General features: G+C 72.0%; 17 protein-coding genes and 1 riboswitch. Of the genes, 8 read left to right on the forward strand and 9 right to left on the reverse strand.

Annotated features, from left to right (window positions below; all coding sequences use genetic code 11):
- Positions 1–13: 13 nt before the first annotated feature.
- The 9 genes from AC6H2I_RS00765 to AC6H2I_RS00805 form a co-directional block, all read right to left on the reverse strand.
- Entirely contained in the window at positions 14–487 is a 474-nt protein-coding gene (locus AC6H2I_RS00765; RefSeq protein ID WP_497498583.1) for a hypothetical protein, read from the reverse strand.
- A complete protein-coding gene (locus AC6H2I_RS00770; RefSeq protein ID WP_497498584.1) occupies positions 484–1,698 on the reverse strand; it encodes an agmatinase family protein in 1,215 nt (404 codons plus the stop codon). Before AC6H2I_RS00770 ends, AC6H2I_RS00765 begins: the two co-directional genes overlap by 4 nt.
- Positions 1,683–2,465, reverse strand: coding sequence for an ATP-binding cassette domain-containing protein (locus tag AC6H2I_RS00775; RefSeq protein ID WP_497498585.1), 783 nt, complete (start codon positions 2,463–2,465; stop codon positions 1,683–1,685). The genes AC6H2I_RS00770 and AC6H2I_RS00775 overlap by 16 nt, the downstream gene beginning before the upstream one ends.
- Positions 2,462–3,283: an ABC transporter permease gene (locus AC6H2I_RS00780; RefSeq protein ID WP_497498586.1), complete on the reverse strand. Its 822-nt coding sequence runs from the start codon at positions 3,281–3,283 to the stop codon at positions 2,462–2,464. The genes AC6H2I_RS00775 and AC6H2I_RS00780 overlap by 4 nt, the downstream gene beginning before the upstream one ends.
- Positions 3,284–3,296: 13 nt before the next feature.
- Complete coding sequence (locus AC6H2I_RS00785; RefSeq protein ID WP_497498587.1) at positions 3,297–4,373, reverse strand: putative urea ABC transporter substrate-binding protein; 1,077 nt, start codon at positions 4,371–4,373, stop codon at positions 3,297–3,299.
- 110 nt (positions 4,374–4,483) lie between these two features.
- Positions 4,484–4,594, reverse strand: a riboswitch (guanidine-I (ykkC/yxkD leader).
- 324 nt (positions 4,595–4,918) lie between these two features.
- Entirely contained in the window at positions 4,919–5,107 is a 189-nt protein-coding gene (locus tag AC6H2I_RS00790; protein WP_497498588.1) for a hypothetical protein, read from the reverse strand.
- A 109-nt stretch (positions 5,108–5,216) separates the two neighbouring features.
- The gene (locus AC6H2I_RS00795) at positions 5,217–6,452 is read right to left on the reverse strand and encodes an argininosuccinate synthase (protein ID WP_497498589.1); all 1,236 of its coding nucleotides are present in this window, start codon (positions 6,450–6,452) and stop codon (positions 5,217–5,219) included.
- Positions 6,453–6,538: 86 nt separating this feature from the next.
- Positions 6,539–6,781, reverse strand: a complete 243-nt coding sequence (locus tag AC6H2I_RS00800; RefSeq protein WP_497498590.1) for a hypothetical protein — start codon at positions 6,779–6,781, stop codon at positions 6,539–6,541.
- A gap of 13 nt (positions 6,782–6,794) precedes the next feature.
- Positions 6,795–7,025 (reverse strand): hypothetical protein, encoded by a 231-nt coding sequence (locus AC6H2I_RS00805; protein ID WP_497498591.1) that lies wholly within the window; start codon positions 7,023–7,025, stop codon positions 6,795–6,797.
- Positions 7,026–7,193: 168 nt separating this feature from the next.
- Between AC6H2I_RS00805 and AC6H2I_RS00810 the strand changes: the two genes are divergently transcribed.
- From AC6H2I_RS00810 to AC6H2I_RS00845, 8 genes are all read left to right on the forward strand, one after another.
- Complete coding sequence (locus AC6H2I_RS00810) at positions 7,194–10,112, forward strand: PAS domain-containing protein (RefSeq protein WP_497498592.1); 2,919 nt, start codon at positions 7,194–7,196, stop codon at positions 10,110–10,112.
- A 124-nt stretch (positions 10,113–10,236) separates the two neighbouring features.
- On the forward strand, positions 10,237–10,500 hold the full coding sequence (locus tag AC6H2I_RS00815) for a hypothetical protein (RefSeq protein ID WP_497498593.1): 264 nt from the start codon (positions 10,237–10,239) through the stop codon (positions 10,498–10,500).
- A 307-nt stretch (positions 10,501–10,807) separates the two neighbouring features.
- Positions 10,808–12,487 (forward strand): putative transporter, encoded by a 1,680-nt coding sequence (locus tag AC6H2I_RS00820; RefSeq protein ID WP_497498594.1) that lies wholly within the window; start codon positions 10,808–10,810, stop codon positions 12,485–12,487.
- 83 nt (positions 12,488–12,570) lie between these two features.
- Complete coding sequence (locus tag AC6H2I_RS00825) at positions 12,571–13,371, forward strand: ABC transporter ATP-binding protein (RefSeq protein WP_497499000.1); 801 nt, start codon at positions 12,571–12,573, stop codon at positions 13,369–13,371.
- A gap of 76 nt (positions 13,372–13,447) precedes the next feature.
- Positions 13,448–14,287: a transporter substrate-binding domain-containing protein gene (locus AC6H2I_RS00830; protein ID WP_497498595.1), complete on the forward strand. Its 840-nt coding sequence runs from the start codon at positions 13,448–13,450 to the stop codon at positions 14,285–14,287.
- Between the two features lie 59 nt (positions 14,288–14,346).
- Complete coding sequence (locus AC6H2I_RS00835; protein ID WP_497498596.1) at positions 14,347–15,051, forward strand: ABC transporter permease; 705 nt, start codon at positions 14,347–14,349, stop codon at positions 15,049–15,051.
- Positions 15,052–15,055: 4 nt separating this feature from the next.
- Positions 15,056–15,739 carry an ABC transporter permease gene (locus tag AC6H2I_RS00840; protein WP_497498597.1) on the forward strand — a complete coding sequence of 228 codons (684 nt, stop codon included), beginning with the start codon at positions 15,056–15,058 and terminating at the stop codon, positions 15,737–15,739.
- 89 nt (positions 15,740–15,828) lie between these two features.
- The gene (locus tag AC6H2I_RS00845; protein WP_497498598.1) at positions 15,829–17,055 is read left to right on the forward strand and encodes a class I SAM-dependent methyltransferase; all 1,227 of its coding nucleotides are present in this window, start codon (positions 15,829–15,831) and stop codon (positions 17,053–17,055) included.
- Positions 17,056–17,104 lie beyond the last annotated feature (49 nt).

The following is a 17,104-nucleotide window of genomic DNA, read 5'->3' on the forward strand; positions in this document are numbered from 1 at the left end:
CGGGGCTCTCCGCTCAATGGCCGTGGTGGTGGTGGCCGTGGTGGCCGTGGTGGCCGTGGTGGCCGTGGTCATGGTGGTCATGGTCATGGTCATGGTCGTGATGGTGGTCGTGGTGGTGGCTCCCGGCGGCCGGCGTCACCGGGGCGGCGCGCCGCAGAACCGCCGCCAGCGGCAGGTCGGTCACCCCCACGGCCGAAACATAGCGGAAGACGAGGCGGGTGCACGCCGTCATCAGCCGGCCGGGCAGCGGGTGGTAGACCAGCTCCCGCGATCCGAAGCCGGGGGACGCCGCGCCGACCGCGTGGCTCTCCTCGAACCGCACCTCGACCAGCTTGAGGCCGGGGCCGTCCTCGCGCTCCAGCTCCGTCGGCACCCGGGCCAGGCGCAGGAACGCCAGCTTGTCCGTGGCGCGGCGGAAGCCCTCGGCGAAGGCCTCCTCCAGCAGGCGCTCCTCCTCGTCCTCCCGGGGCGCGTCGTGCGGCGTCATCGGAACGCCACCGGCCTGTCGAAGACCGCCTTGTGGGCGCCCATCTTGCCGTGGGCCACCAGGGTCCCCAGCACGTCGACGACGACGCGCACGCCCAGCAGGGCCGTGATGTCGGAGGTGTCGTAGGGCGGCGAGACCTCCACCACCTCCAGCCCGCACAGCCCCTCCGCGGCGATCCGGCCGACCAGCCCCAGCACCTCGCGCGGCAGGAAACCACCGGGCTCGGGCCAGCCCGTGCCGGGGACGAAGCCGCAGTCCACGCAATCGATGTCGAAGCTCATGTAGACGGCGTCGGCATCCTTCCACGCCAGGTCCAGGGCGATCTCCGCGGTCTTGTCGACGCCCAGCTCCTCGAAGTCGCGCATGGTGAGGATGTTGGTGGTGCGGTCGCGGATGTTCTTCACCGCCTCGCGCGGCACCTGCCAGCCGCCGATGCCGATCTGCACCAGGTTGGTGGCCGGCACATTGGGCATGTTGGTGGCGTGGAACCAGGGCGTTGTGTGCATGCGTTCGTCCAGGTCCTTCTCCTGGATGTCGGCGTGGCGGTCGAAATGGATGATGCCGATGCGCTTGGAGGTGCACTGGGCGACGCCGCGCACGGTGGGGAAGCCGATGGAGTGGTCGCCGCCCAGGATGATCGGCATGGCCCCGCTGGACACCACGTGGGACACCGCCCGGGTGATCTGGTCGAAGGTCTTCTCGATGTTGGCGGGGATGGTGAAGACGTCGCCGGCGTCGCACAGCGTCATCTGCTCGCGCAGGTCGACGCCCATCTCGTAGTTGTAGGGGGTGTAGAGGGCGGAGATGCGGCGCATCCCCTGGGGTCCGAATCGGGTGCCCGGGCGGTAGGTGGTGCCGCCGTCGAAGGGGACGCCGATGATGGCGGCGTCGTACTTCGCCACCTCGCGCACGTCCTCCACGTAGGGCGCCTTGAGGAAGGTGTTGATGCCGGCGAAGTGCGGCAGCTCGCCGCGGGCGAAGGTGGGGATCGTGCGGTCCTCGATGCTGTCGGCGCCGGACAGCCCGTTCTCCAGGTTGCGCTTCAGCTCCGCCTCCCACCGCGTGGTGGGGATGCCGGCTTCGGCCAGGGCGGATTTCCAGCCGCGGGCCTGCATGATGCGGGGATCGGGGTGGTGGAAGCGGCGCTCGTCGCGGCCGGCGCGGGCGCGCCGGGGCTGCGGGGTGAGCGTGCGGGTCATGCGGTCAAGCATCGGGGGGCCTTCTCGGTGGGAAGGAATTGGACGGGAATGCGGCTGCGGTCGTTGAGCGGCAGGTCGTAGGTGATGGTCGCCCCGTAGGCCGCGGGGGCCTGGGGGTCGTGGCGGACCTTGTCGAAGACGAGGAGGCGGGTGCCCAGGGCGAACGCCTCCTTCATGTCGTGGGTGACCATGAACACGGTCATCCGCGTCTCGTCCCAGAGACGGGAGACCAGCGCGTGCATCTGGGTGCGGGTGGCGGGGTCGAGCGCGCCGAACGGCTCGTCCAGCAGCAGCACCTTGGGCCGCAGCGCCAACGCCTGGGCCAACGCCAGGCGCTGCTGCATGCCCCCCGACAGCGCGGCCGGGTACTTGTCGGCGGCGGCCTCCAGGCCGACCGAGGCCAGCGCCCGGTCCGCCTCCGCCATCGCCCGCCGGCGCTTCGCCCCGAACAGGCGGCCCAGCAGCGGCGCGCCGCGCAGCTCCAGGCCGAGCGCCACGTTCTCCCGGGCCGTCAGGTGCGGGAACACGGAGTAGCGCTGGAACACCACGCCGCGGTCCGGCCCGGGGTCCTCCGGCAGCGGGGCGCCGTCCAGCCGGATGGTGCCGCGGCTGGGGCGCTCCTGGCTGAGCAGCAGGCGCAGGAAGGTGCTCTTGCCGCAGCCCGACGCGCCGACGATGGTGCAGAACTCCCCGGGCTGGACCTCCAGGGACACCCGCTCCAGAACCGGCTGCCCGGCGTACTCCTTCCACAGCCCGGTGACGGTGAGCGCGGCCGTCACGCCTCCCTCCCCACCCCGGTCCACGGGAAGGCGCGGCGCGCCAGTGCCCGCAGCGCCAGGTCCGACGCCGCGGCCAGCAGCGTGATCCAGGCCACGTAGGGCAGGATGACGTCCATCGCCAGATAGCGCCGCACCAGGAAGATGCGGTAGCCCAGGCCTTCCGACGCGGCGATGGCCTCCGCGGCGATGAGGAACAGCCACGCCGGCCCCAGCGACAGCCGCACCCCGTCGATGAGGCGCGGCAGCACCTGCGGGAGGACGACCCGCACCACCACCTGCCAGGTGGAGGCGCCCAGGGTCTGCGCCTTGACCAGCTGCTCCGCCGGCAGCTCCGCCACCCGCAGCGCCAGGTCGCGCATCAGATAGGGGGAGACGCCGATGGCGATCAGCATCACCTTGGACAGCTCCTCCAGCCCGAAGACGATGAACAGGATGGGCAGCACCGCCAGCGGCGGCACCATCGACAGGGCCGCCACGAACGGGGCCAGCCCGGCCCGGGCGTAGGGGATCAGGCCGTTGAGCACCCCCACCACCAGGCCCGCGGCGGTCGCCAGGCCAAGGCCGAGGGCAAGGCGCACCAGGCTGGCCGCGGTGTCGGCCCACAGCAGCAGGTCGCCCGACCGGCGGTCCGGCTCGGCGGCGTAGCGGGCCACGGCGTCGCCCAGGCTGGCCAGCGACGGCAGCAGCTTGTCGTCGGGGTTGTCGGCGAGCCGGACCGCGGAACCCGTCACGTAGAGGGCCGCCACGATCAGGAACGGCAGGGCGCCGAGAAGCAGGACGCCCAGCCGGTCCGGCCGCCGGTTGATGATCCGGCGCATGCGTGCCGCCGGCCTACAGCGCGCCGTCGGCGGCCAGGGTGACGTAGGAGGAGTCGAAGCGCAGCTTGACGTTGGCCGGGTCGCCCAGCGTCTTGCCGCCGGGGAACGCCATGCCGACCGCGTCGGCCGACGGCGCCCCCTCGCCCAGCAGGCCGTGGTCGAAGGAGAAGGTGCGCACCCGGTCCATGGTGCGCACCAGGTCGGGGCTGGCGGCGAACGCCGCCGCCTCGGCCGGGGTGTAGTGCATCCGCGTGGTCTTCAGCTGGGCGTCGTAGCCGGCGAGGTCGGTGCCCGAGGCCGCGGCCATGGCGGAGCGGGCGTTGAGGCCGGCGGTGTCGTCCTTGGCCATCACCGCCATCACCTCGAACCAGGCGCCCACCAGCGCCTTGGCGAAGGCCGGGTTGTCCGTCAGCACCGCGCTGTTGACCACGGTCATGTCGATGACCTCCCCGGGAATGCGGGCGCTGTCGAACACCACCGTGGCGTCCGGGGCCCGGCGGATCTCGGCGAGCTGCGGGTTCCAGGTGACCACCGCCTCGACGTCCGACGAGGCGTAGGCGGCGACGATGTCGGCGTCGGAGGTGTTGACGACGGTCACGTCTTTCTCCGCCAAGCCGACACTGTCCAGGGCGCGGGCCAGCAGGTAATGGGAGACCGACAGCTCCACCAGGTTGACCTTGCGGCCGGCGATGTCCGTCAGCGCCGCGCCCGTCTTCAGCACCACACCGTCGTTGCCGTTGGAGTAGTCGCCGAGGATCAGCGCCGTGGTGTCCACCCCGCCCGCCGCGGGGATGGTCAGGATGTCCATGTTGGTGGCGACGACGGCGTCGAACTTGCCGGCGGTGTACTGGTTGATCGACTCGATGTAGTCGTTGATTTGGGTGAGCTCGATGGTGATGCCGTACTTATCGGCCCACTTCTTCAGGATGCCGCTCTGGTCGGCGTAGGACCAGGGCATCCAGCCCACGTAGATCGACCACGCCAGGGCGAACTCCGTCTTGGGCGCGGCCTGTGCCGCGCCGGCGGCGGTCAGCACCAGCGCCGCGGCGCCGGCGGCCAGACCCTTCAACGATGTCGGCAGTGTCAGCATCGGATCCCTCCTCGGTTTGCGTTGGGGGCACCGATGAGGGGAAGCGCGGCGCGCCGGACGGCCCGACCGCGCGGACGGCCCCCAAGGGGGACCCCCACATCGGTACGCGAACCTCCCGGGCTTTTGTCCCGCCGTGTGTCCGGCGGAGGCCACCGCCGGATCGCATCTCTCGGACCAGGCACCCGCCCTTGGGGCGTGTCGGAACCCTAGATGCCCCGTCCACTTCGCAAGGGGCGTGCCAGTCCCGCACCACCGCGGAATCCCGGTCGGCGGGCGCACCGTCTGCGCAATTCTTGGGCGTGTTGCGGCGCTTTACGCCATCTGCAGCGTGCTTGGGCAGGCGAACGCTCGCTCCCGCACCGGCCGCCGCGGCCGCGCCGTGGCATCGCGCTTGCGACGCCCCCGCGGTCCACGGGGGAGGTGTCCATGCGGGCGGTTCCACTGGTCCGCCGTCTCAGGGCGTGGCTGTTCGCGTTGGCGCGGTCCCGCGCCATGGCGTCCCACCCCTGGCTGTTCCGCCGGGGGCGGTGACGCCGGGGGCGCCGTCAGCCGGGGGGTGACGGCGCCCCCCGCTCCAGGAACCGGAGCACGCGCGGCCCCTGGCCGGGCAGGACGTGGTAGCCATCCTCCATGAAGGTGATCTCCGCCTGCGGCACCAGACGCTCCAGGCGCGCCCGGGTGTCGCGCGAATCGAGCAGCGCGTCGCGGCCGCCGACGACCGCGAGGACCGGCATGGACAGCCGGCGCAGGTCTTCGTCGGTCAGCCGCGGGATGGCCGAAAGCGCGTCGGCCGGCGGGCCGGGATGGCACCGGGCAACCGGCCCGGCACCGCCCCGCTGCGGCCTACTTCAGGCCCTGGCGGGCCATGGCGCCGAGGCGCAGGCGCAGGGCGTTCAGCTTGATGAAGCCCTGGGCGTCCTTCTGGTCGTAGACGCTGTCCTCTTCGAAGGTCACGTAGTCCATGCGGTAGAGCGAGTTGGGCGACTTGCGCCCGGCCACCATGATGTTGCCCTTGAAGAGCTTCAGGCGCACCGTGCCGTTCACCACCTCCTGGGTCTGGTCGATCAGGGCCTGCAGCGCCAGCCGCTCCGGGCTCCACCAGTAGCCGCAGTAGATCAGCTCGGCGTAGCGCGGCATCAGCTCGTCCTTGAGGTGGGCCGAGCCGCGGTCCAGGGTGATGCTCTCCATCGCGCGGTGGGCCGCCAGCAGGACCGTGCCGCCCGGCGTCTCGTAGACGCCGCGCGACTTCATGCCGACGTAGCGGTTCTCCACCAGGTCCAGCCGGCCGATGCCGTTCTCGCCGCCCAGGCGGTTGAGTTCGGTCAGCACCTGCATCGGCGTCATGGGCGTGCCGTTCACCGCCACCGCGTCGCCGCGGCGGAACTCGACCTCCACATAGGTCGCGGTGTCCGGCGCCGCCTCGGGGGCGACCGAGCGGGTGTACATGTCCTCGTCGGGCTCGACCCACGGGTCCTCCAGCGCCTTGCCCTCGTAGGAGATGTGCAGGAGGTTGGCGTCGGTGGAATAGGGCGCCTCGCCGCGCTTGTCCTTGGCGATCGGGATCTGGTTCTTCTCGGCGTAGTCGATCAGCTTGGTGCGGCTGGTGAGGTCCCACTCGCGCCAGGGCGCGATGATCTTGATGTCGGGGCGCAGCGCGTAGTAACCCAGCTCGAAGCGGACCTGGTCGTTGCCCTTGCCGGTGGCGCCGTGGGCCACGGCGTCGGCGCCGACCTGGTTGGCGATCTCGATCTGGCGCTTGGCGATCAGCGGCCGGGCGATTGAGGTGCCCAGCAGGTAGACCCCCTCGTACACGGTGTTGGCGCGGAACATCGGGAAGACGAAGTCGCGCACGAACTCCTCGCGCAGGTCGTCGATGAAGATGTTCTCGGGCTTGATGCCCAGCATCTCGGCCTTCTTGCGCGCCGGCTCCAGCTCCTCGCCCTGGCCGAGGTCGGCGGTGAAGGTCACCACCTCGCAGCGGTAGGTCTCCTGCAGCCACTTCAGGATGACCGAGGTGTCGAGGCCGCCGGAATAGGCGAGCACAACTTTCTTGATCTCTTTGCCGGTCGCACCGCTCATGGGACTCGCTCACGCCGAAGGAAGGTCGGGAGCGGCGACAGTACGGCGTGTCGGCGCGGGCTTCAAGGGCGGCGCGGCGGCACCCGTCACGCCTCGCCGTCGCGCTCCGCCACGGCGTCGAGGAAGGGCCAGCGGGCGTAGGCGAAGGCCCAGATGCCCACCACCTCGGCCCACGGGATCAGCACCACCAGCACCCACATCGGGCTGCGCCCGGCCTTGGCGACGATCCAGCCCCCCAGCACCACCTTGTAGGTGAGGTAGAGGGCGAAGATCAGTCCGCTCTGCCACGGCTCCAGCGCCGGCACGGCGGCGGCCAACCAGTCGCTCATCGCGCGCCCCCGCTCACAGCGTGCGCCGCGGCTTGGGCGCCGGCCGCGGCCGGCGGGCCGGCAGGTTGGGCCACCGGCGATGGCCCAGCACGGCATAGACCGCCAGGACGCCGACCACCGGCACCAGCACCAGGGCCGCCCACCCCGGCGCGAAGCCGGCGCGGCGCAGGATGCGCGCCGTCGGCCACAGCACCAGCGGCCCGAACAGCAGCGTCATGAACAGCGGATCCTGCAGGAACTCCATCAGCGCGGTCCCCGGTTGCGTGGTGGCCTTGATGCCCGCAAGCGCCCGTCTTGTCGAGCCCCAAACGCGCCGACCCGGCCCGCCGCGCCGGCGCTTTTCCACGGTGCGGACCGTGCATCGGCGGTCGCGACGGGATAGAGTGGGGCCGATGCCCGCTCGTCCCCCACCATGCCCGTGACCGCCCTCCCCGACCCGCCGATCCCGGTCCTGCGCCTGGCCGCCGCGTCCGGCTCCAACGCCTCCGATTTCCGTCGCATCCGCGCCGTGCTGCTGGCCCTGGCCGCCCTCGTGGTGGCGGGCCTCACCGGGCTGGCCACGCTCGACGTGGTGCGCAGCCGCGCCCGCGCCGAGGCGGACGCCGTGCGCCAGACGCAGAACCTCGCCAGCGCGCTGGAGGCCCACGCCCGCGGCGCCTTCGCCACGGCCGAACTGAGCGTCGCCACCCTGGCGGAGGCGCTGCGTCCCCGGCTTCGCGGCACCGTCATTCCCGACGACGCCATCCGCGCCGAGGCGGAGGCGGTCTTGCGCCACACCTCGGCGTTCCGCACGGTCATCGTCGTGGACGCGGAGGGGCGGGTGCGGTTCGACGCCATCCGGGATCGCTCGAGCCTCGGCCTCGACGTCGCCGACCGCCCCTATTTCCGCGTCCATCGCGACGACCCCCGGGCCGGTGCCCGGATCTCCCCGCCCCTGGCCAGCCGGGTCGGGCGCGGTTGGTTCGTCGCCGTCAGCCACCGCCTGGAGGGCGACGGCGGCGCCTTCGCCGGCGTGGTCTGGGTCGCCATCGACCTCGCCTATTTCGAACAGTACTACGGCACCCTCGACGTCGGTCCGCAGGGCGCCATCAGCCTGTGGAACAGGGATGGGGTGGCGCTGGCCCGCCACCCGCACGACGAGGCGGCGACGGCCACGCCGCAGCGCTTCGCCGAACGGATATCCAAGGCGCTGGACGGCACCGTCCAGGTGACGCGGACCGGCGACTCGCCGGTCGACGGGCGCGCCCGGGTGGCCACCATCCGGTCGGTCGCGGGCTACCCCTTGATGGTGGCGGTGCGGCTGGCCGAGGACGACTACCTCGCGAACTGGAGGACCGGCACCGCGCAACGCGTGTTCGCCCTGATCTGCGGCCTCGCCCTGCTGATCGCCCTCACCGCGCTGCTGCTGCGCTACCTCGCCCGGCTCCAGGCCACCGCCGCCGCCCTCGCCGCCAGCGAGCGGCGCGCCCGCGCCATCTTCGACAGCGCGTCGCAGTTCATCGGCCTGCTGGCGCCCGACGGCCGGCTGCTGGCGGTCAACGCGGCGATCAGCGCCTTCACCAGCCTGAAGCCCGAGGAGATCATCGGCCGGTTCGTCTGGGACCTGCCCCATTGGGCGCGCAGCCCGGACGGGGCGGAGCGGCTGCGCCAGGCGGTGTCCGAGGCGGCGGCGGGTGCCTTCGTGCGCTTCGAGGCCCGCCCCCTGATGGCCGACGGCGTGCACATCCTGGACTTCTCGGTCAAGCCGATCCGCGACGACACCGGCGCGGTGGTGCTGTTGATCCCGGAGGCCCGCGACATCACCGAGCGCAAGGCGATGGAGGACAGCCTGCGCCACAGCGAGGCGCGCCTGCGCTCCTACCTCGACGCGGCGATGGAGGGCATCTTCGTGCTCGACGGCGGCGGCCGCTTCGCCGAGGCCAACCCGGCGGCGTGCCACATGCTCGGCCTCGACCGCGGCAGCCTCGGCCGCTTCACGCTCGACGACATCCTGCCCGCCGACCGCCACCAGCGCGACGCCGCCCGCGCGACCTTCGCGGCGCTGGCCCGGGAGGGCCTGCTGCGGCGGGAGGTGGTGCTGCGCCACGCCGGCGGCTCGGCGATGCTGTGCGAGATGAGCGCGGTGCGCCTGGAGGACGACGGCGTCCTCGGGGTGATCCGCGACATCACCGCGCGCCACGAGGCGGAGGAGGCGCTGCGCGCCAGCGAAGCCCGGCTGAGCGCCCTGATCGGCGCGCTGCCCGACATCGCCTTCATCATCGACGCGGACGGCCGCTACCGCGAGGTGCTGGCGTCGGGTGACGGCCGGACGCTGGTGGCCCCGGCGGACCATCTGATCGGCCGCCGCCTGGACGAGATGCTGCCCGCCGATGTGGCGGCCCGCCTCCACGCCGCGATCGGCCGCACCCTGGCGACCGGCCTCGCCCAGGGCGTCGAGTACCGCATCGGAACGGCGTCCGGCGGCCGCTGGTTCGAGGGGCGGACGGCGGCCCTGCCGGTCGACGTGGCGCCCCGCCCGGCGGTCCTGTTCCTGGCCCGCGACGTCACCGACCGGGTGCTGGCGGCGCAGCGCCTGGCCCAGGCCAAGGAGGAGGCGGAAGACGCCAGCCGCACCAAGGGCGCCTTTCTCGCCACCATGAGCCACGAGTTGCGGACCCCGCTGAACGCCATCATCGGCTTCTCCGACATCATGATGCACGAGGTGTTCGGCCCCATCGGCAACCCGCGCTACGCGGAGTACGCCGGCCACATCCGCGTCAGCGGCACCCATCTGCTGGATCTGATCAACGACGTCCTTGACATGTCCAAGCTGGAGGCCGGCCGCTACACCCTGGAGGAGCGGCCGCTCGATCTCGCCGCCGTGCTGGAATCCAGCCTCTCGGTCACGGCGGCTGCGGCGTCCCAGGGCGAGGTGGCGCTGTGCCTGGACGTGCCGCCGGCCCTGCCCCACCTGTTCGGCGACGAACGCGCGGTGCGCCAAGTGCTGCTGAACCTGCTGTCGAACGCGGTGAAGTTCACGCCGGCCGGCGGCAGCGTCACCGTGGCCGCGGCGGTGGACCGCGACGGCGGGCTGACCGTCACCGTGCGCGACACCGGCATCGGCATCGAGACGGACGCCCTGCTCCGGGTGACCGAGCCGTTCCAGCAGGCCGACGCCTCCATCGGGCGCCGCTTCGGCGGCACCGGGCTCGGCCTGGCCATCAGCCGCAACCTGATGGAGCTGCACGGCGGCTCCCTGTCGATCGCCAGCACCGAGGGGCGCGGCACCACCGTGACGATGCGGTTCGGGCGCGCGCGGGTGATGCTGGACGCCGCCCCGCAGGAGCGTTAGACCTCCGCCGCCCCCGGGTCGGCCGCCCGCCCAGCGGACTCCGGCCGGCCCTTTCCACGCCACGAATCGCCACTACAGTGAAGGACCGGTCCCCGGGGCCGGATCAGCGAAGGAGCATCGAGCCATGTCGACCCTACACAAGCGTGCCATGGAGGCCGTGCTGCAGGCGGCCGAACAGGACATCGCCAGCACGCTGGCCGAGCGTGGCATCAAGGACAAGTTCGAGGAGGAGGGCGACGAAGCGGTGCTCGACGTCGCCATCCTCCACGCCTACCGAATCTTCGTGCGGATCAGCGAAGCCAACGGTCTGTCGGTGGACGCCGGGCTGTTCGCCGACCTCGCCGGCGAGCTGGCGGACGAGATGGCGGACGACGCCGACCCGGACTGACCCGTCGCCGGGCGTGCCGGCGCGCCGCACCGGCGCGTCCCGGAAAAGGGACGGCCACCGCAACGGGGGCTCGCGCGGTGGCCGTTGTGCCCCGGCCGGGGTCTGGCCGGGGTGAACTCCGATGTGATCGAAGTCCATCGGTTGCAAGGGAACCGCTTGGCGCCGTCCCTCGGACCCAGGGAATAGGGGCAGATCGTGGCGAAATTTTGGTGACGCCCGCGCCGGCGGCCACGCGCCGGTTGTCCTCGACCCGGTGTCCCGTCATTGATGGTCGACCGACCGTCGGAACGACCCGGACCCGCGCGCCATGACCACGCTCCTCGACCTCTTCGCCGGCCTCTCCGACGTTGCCCGCGTCATGCTGGTTCTCAGCCTCGTCGCCATCGCGGGCCTGGCGCTCGGCCAGGTCAGGATCCGCGGCGTCGGCCTGGGCATCGGCGGCGTGCTGTTCGCCGGCATCGCCGTCGGCCACGTCACGGCCGCCGGCGGCATCGCCTTCGACCACCACGTCCTGCACTTCATCCGCGAATTCGGCCTGATCCTGTTCGTCTACACCATCGGCATCCAGGTCGGCCCCGGCTTCTTCTCCGCCCTCAAGCGCGCCGGCCTCGGGCTGAACGCGCTGGCGGCGGCCATCGTGGTGATGGGCGCGCTGACCGCGGCCGCCGTCCATCTCGTCACCGGCACGCCGCTGGCGGCGGTGCTCGGCGTGTTCTCCGGCGCCGTGACCAACACGCCGTCGCTGGCGGCCGGGCAGGAGATCCTGCAGACCGTCGGCGCGCCGCCCGGCGACCTGCTGCTGCCCGGCCTGGGCTACGCCGTCGCCTACCCCTTCGGCATCGCCGGCATCCTGCTGACCATGGCGGTGCTGCGCGCCGTCTTCCGCATCGACACCGCACGGGAGGCCGCCGCCTACGACGCGCAGCGGCGCGCCGAGGTGGCGAGCCTGGAGACGCTCGACGTGGCCGTGCGCAACCGCGACGCCGCCGGGCGGACGGTGCAGGACCTTCTGGGACGCGGCGAGCAGGGGGTGGTGGCGTCGCGCATGATGCGGGCGGGAACGCTCCAGGTGCCGCAGCCGGGCACGGTGCTGGCGCTGGGCGACATCCTCCACCTGGTGGGACCACGCCCCCGGCTTCAGGAGCTCAAGGGCCGGCTCGGCACGGAGTCGGAGGTGACGCTCACCACCAAGGGGACGGACATGCGCTGGGAGCGCCTGGTGGTCACCGCCGACCGCGCGCTGGGCAAGTCGATCGCCCAGCTCGACGTCGCCGACAGCTACGGCGTGGTGATCAGCCGCGTCACCCGCGCCGGCGTCGAGCTGGTCCCCTCGGCGTCCCTGAAGCTGCAGTTCGGCGACATCCTCACCGCGATCGGCAAGCCCGCCGACCTCGGCCGGGTGGCCCAGCTCATGGGCAATTCCCAGCGCCGCCTCCAGCAGGTGGAGTTCATCCCGGTGTTCATCGGCATCGCCGTCGGCCTGGTCCTCGGGTCGATCCCCCTCTACGTCCCGGGCATGCCGGCGCCGATGAAGCTGGGGCTGGCCGGCGGGCCGCTGCTCGCCGCCCTGGTGCTGTCGCGGATCGGCCACATCGGCCCGCTGGTCTGGTTCATGCCCCCCGCCGCCAACCTGGCGCTGCGCGAGATCGGCATCGTCCTGTTCCTGGCGGTGGTCGGGCTGACCTCGGGCGGCCGGTTCGTGGACACCCTGGTGCATGGCGACGGCGCGTCGTGGGTGCTCTACGGGGCGGTGATCACCCTCGTGCCGCTGCTGATCGTCGGGTTCGTCGCCCGCGCCGCCTTCAAGATGAACCACCTGACGGTGTGCGGCATGCTCTCGGGCTCGATGACGGATCCGCCGGCGCTCGCCTTCGCCAACGCGCTCAGCCCGTCGGAGGCGCCGGCACTGGCGTACGCCACCGTATACCCGCTCGTCATGTGCCTGAGGATCCTCGCGCCGCAGGTGCTCGTCCTGTTGCTGTGGTGACCGGGTGCACCGCGAAAATCCGCTTTGCGCGCGAGGGCTTACCGGTCTAGCCTGAGGTCTGACCAACTTGGCGCATGTCCGGTATGCATCACCACCCCCCGCCTGCGACCGATGCCCCGGTCGCCGTCACCGTGGAAGACCTGCACAAGCGGTTCGGCGCCCTCGAGGTGCTGAAGGGTGTGTCGCTGACGGCGCGGGAGGGGGCGGCGATCGCCCTGATCGGCTCCTCCGGCTCGGGCAAGAGCACGCTGTTGCGCTGCATCAACATGCTGGAGGTCCCCGACGAGGGGCGGGTGACCGTCAGCGGCGAGACCATCGGCCTGAAGAGGACGCGCGCCGGGCGCACCGTCCCCGCCGACCCGCGCCAGGTGGAACGGGTGCGCACCCGGCTCGGCATGGTGTTCCAGGGATTCAACCTGTGGACCCACATGACGATCCTGGAGAACGTCATCGAGGCGCCGGTCCACGTCCAGGGCGTGCCCAGGGCGCAGGCGGTGGAGCGGGCGCGGGCCCTGCTCGACAAGGTGGGCATCCTGGCCAAGGCCGATTCCTACCCGGTCCAGCTCTCCGGCGGCCAGCAGCAGCGCGCCGCCATCGCCCGGGCGCTGGCCATGCAGCCCAAGGTCATGCTGTTCGACGAGCCGACCTCGGCCCTCGATCCCGAACTGGTGGGCGAGGTGCTGCTGGTGATCCGGCAGCTCGCCGAGGAGGGGACGACGATGATCGTGGTCACCCACGAGATGGGGTTCGCCCGCGAGGTGGCCTCCGAGGTGGTGTTCCTCCACCAGGGCCGAATCGAGGAGCAGGGGCCGCCGGGCAAGGTGCTGGTCGACCCGGAGTCCGACCGGGTCCGGCAGTTCCTGGCCCGCCACCTGGCGGGCTGACCCCCCGGACACCATGGACGCATTCCCACCGGCCCTTCCGAAGGCGGGGCCGTGAACACGAAGGAGGCAGAGGACCGTGAACAAGACCATCGCGACGCTGGCGTTCGGCGCCCTCCTGACGGCCGCCGCCGCCGGGACCGCCGAGGCCAAGGACTGGACCAAGATCCGCATCGCCACCGAGGGCGCCTACGCCCCCTGGAACGCCACATCGCCGTCGGGCGAGTTGATCGGCTTCGAGATGGACCTCGCCCGCGACCTCTGCAAGAAGATGAACGCCGAGTGCGAGATCGTCGCCCAGGATTGGGACGGCATCATTCCCGCCCTGCAGCAGGGCAAGTACGACGCCATCATGGCGGGCATGTCGATCACCGACGAGCGCAAGCAGGTGATCGACTTCGCGGGTCCCTACGGGACCGAGCCGGCGATCCTCGCCACCACCAAGGACAACGCGCTCACCGGCATGGCGGTCGATGTCAAGGCCATCGACCTGCAGGCGGTGGATGCCGCCGAGGAGGCGGCCATCGCCAAGCTGGCCGAGGCGCTGAAGGACAAGACGGTCGGCGTGCAGACGGCCACCATCCACGCCAACCTGATGGAGAAGCACCTGCCCGACGTGGAGCTGCGCACCTACGGGACGCTGGACGAGGCCGGCATCGACCTCGCCAACGGGCGTCTCGACGCGGTGCTCGGCGACGAATCGGCGCTGGGCGAGATCTTGAAGAAGGAAGCCGGCCTGGTCGCGTTCGGCCCGTCCTTCGCCCGCGGCGTGCTGGGCGAGGGCGTCGGCGTCGGGCTGCGCAAGGCCGACCAGGATCTCAAGGCCAAGTTCGAGACGGCGATCCAGGAGGCCAACGCCGACGGCACCATCACCAAGCTGTCGGAGCAGTGGTTCGGCTTCGACATTTCCGTGAAGTGACGATCCGCCGCCCCGGCCCCGCCACGACGGGGCCGGGGCGGTCACGGCGGGCCTGACAGATGCTCGAACTCCTCTCCTTCGGCGATCGCGGCTGGGGCGACCAGTTGCTGATGGGCGCCGCCATGACGATCGCCGTGTCGGTCTCGGCCTTCCTGCTGGGCGTGCTGTTCGGCGCGCTGGGCGCGGCGGCGAAGCTCGCCGGCAACCTGGCGGTGGCCGGCCTGGCGGAGCTCTACACCACCGTGGTCCGCGGCGTGCCGGAGCTGCTGGTGATCTACCTGCTGTTCTTCGGCGGCAGCGGCATGGTGATGGCGGTCGGCCGGGTCTTCGGCTACGACGGCTACATTGAGGTCAACGCCTTCTCCGTCGGCGTCCTGGCGGTCGGCCTGATCTCCGGCGCCTATTCGACCGAGGTGATCCGCGGCGCCGTGCTGGCGGTCCCCCACGGCCAGATCGAGGCGGCCCAGGCCTGCGGCATGAGCCGCTGGCTGATCCTGCGCCGGGTGCTGGTGCCGCAGACCCTGCGCTACGCGCTGCCGGGGCTCGGCAACGTCTGGCAGCTCACCTTGAAGGACACGTCGCTGATCTCGGTGACGGCCCTGGCGGAGATCATGCGCATGGCCCATGTGGCCGCCGGCTCGACCCGCGAGCCGTTCCTGTTCTACGCCACCGCGGCGGTCCTGTACCTGTTGCTGAGCACCGTCTCCACCGCCCTGTTCGAGCGCGCCGAACGCCAGGCGATGCGCGGCGTGCGGAGGGCGTGAGGCGATGAACTGGCAATTGATGTGGGACAGCCTGCCCACGCTCCTGTCGGGCGTGCCGCTGACGGTGCAGCTGGTCGCCATCGCCGAGATCCTGGGGATCGCGGTGGCCACCGGCACGGCGCTGATGCGGCTGTCGGGCAACCGGGTCGCCGACGGGCTGGCGCGGGCCTACGTGTTCGTGTTCCGCGGCACCCCGCTCTTGGTGCAGATCTTCCTGATCTACTACGGTCTGGGCCAGTTCGAGGCGATCCGCCACAGCGCCGCCTGGGTGGTGCTGCGGGAACCCTACTGGTGCGCGGTGCTGGCCCTCATGCTCAACACCGGGGCCTATGGCAGCGAAATCCTGCGCGGCGCCATCCTCGCCGTGCCGCACGGCCAGGTCGAGGCGGCCCGGGCCTGCGGCATGTCGCCCGTCCTGATGTTCCGCCGCATCATCGCCCCGATCGCCGTGCGCCAGGCCCTGCCCGCCTACGGCAACGAGGTGATCCTGATGGTCAAGGCCAGCTCGCTCGCCTCCACCATCACCCTGCTGGAGGTGACCGGCCTGGCGCGGCGCCTGATCTCGCAGACCTTCGCCGTGTTCGAGATCTTCCTCCTGGCCGGCGCCATCTACCTCGTCCTCAACTTCGCCATCGCCCGCCTGGTGCGCTGGGCGGAATGGCGCCTGACGCCGGTGCAGCGCGCCTGAGGGGCCGCCGCTTCGGCATCGGCGTTGGAAGCCGGCCGCCCGGCGGTGCTATCGTCGCGACCTTTCCCGCAACCGACGCCCGGCCCTCCATGAGCATCGACGCCCTGCGCGACCAGTACGAGGCCTTCCCCTACCCGGCCCGCGACCCCGCCGACGAGCGCAAGCGCCTCATCACCGGCTCGCCCAGCCACCTCGACGAGGTGGTGCATTGCGTCTTCGCCGGCCGCTGGCCGCGCGAGCGGCCCCTGCGTGTCCTGGTGGCCGGCGGCGGCACCGGCGACGGCACCATCATGATCGCCCAGCAGATGGCCGACGCCGGCCAGGCCGGCCATGTCACCTATCTCGACCTGTCGGAGGCGTCGATGGCGGTGGCGCGGGCCCGCGCCGAGGTGCGCGGCCTGGTCAACCTCACCTTCCGGCGGGGCTCGCTGCTCGACGCGGCCGGGCTCGGGCCGTTCGACTACATCGACTGCTGCGGCGTGCTGCACCATCTGGACGACCCGGCGGCCGGGCTGCGCGCGCTGGCCGGCGCGCTCGACCCGGGCGGCGGCATGGGACTCATGGTCTACGCGCCGCTCGGGCGCACCGGCGTCTACCCGCTCCAGGCGGCGCTGCGGACCATGACCGCGGGGCTGGCGCCGGCCGAGCAGGTCGCCGTTGCGCGCCGCCTGCTTGGCCACCTGCCGGCCACCAACTGGCTGACCCACAACCCCTTCATCACCGATCACCAGGGCGCCGACGCCAACCTCTACGATCTGCTGCTGCACTCCCGCGACCGCCCCTACACGGTGCCCGAGCTGGCCGGGCTGGCCGCCGCCGCCGGGCTGGCGCTCAGCGCCCTGGTCGACCCCGCCCGCTACGAGCCGGCCCACTGGGTGAAGGATCCGCGCCTGCTGAAGCGGCTGGACGGTCTGGACTGGGTGGAGCGGGCGGCCTGGACCGAACAGGTCTGCGGCAGCATGACCAAGCACGTCGCCTATCTGGTGCCCCGCGCCCGCGCGGGAACGGCGGTGGCCGTCGCCGATGGCCCCGACGCCGTGCCGGTGCTGCGCGACCTCGACGGACCGGCGCTGGCGCGCGGCCTGCGGCCGGGGGCGAGCCTGAAAGCGGACCTGCCCGGCGGCGGGCTGTCGCTGGCCCTGCCCCGGCTGGCCGGGCCGATGCTGGCGCGCATCGACGGCCGCACCCCCCTGGGCGACCTGCACGCCGCGGTGTCCGCGGCCACCACGGCGGTCGGCTGGGATGCCTTCAAGGCGCAGTTCGACCAGCTCTTCGCGGCGCTGAACGGCATCGGCAAGATGTACCTGCGGCGCTGAGCCAAGCCCTCGGACCGGCCCCCCCCGGGCGGGGCGGCCCCCACCCGCA

This window comes from Azospirillum sp. NS33, assembly GCF_059703765.1.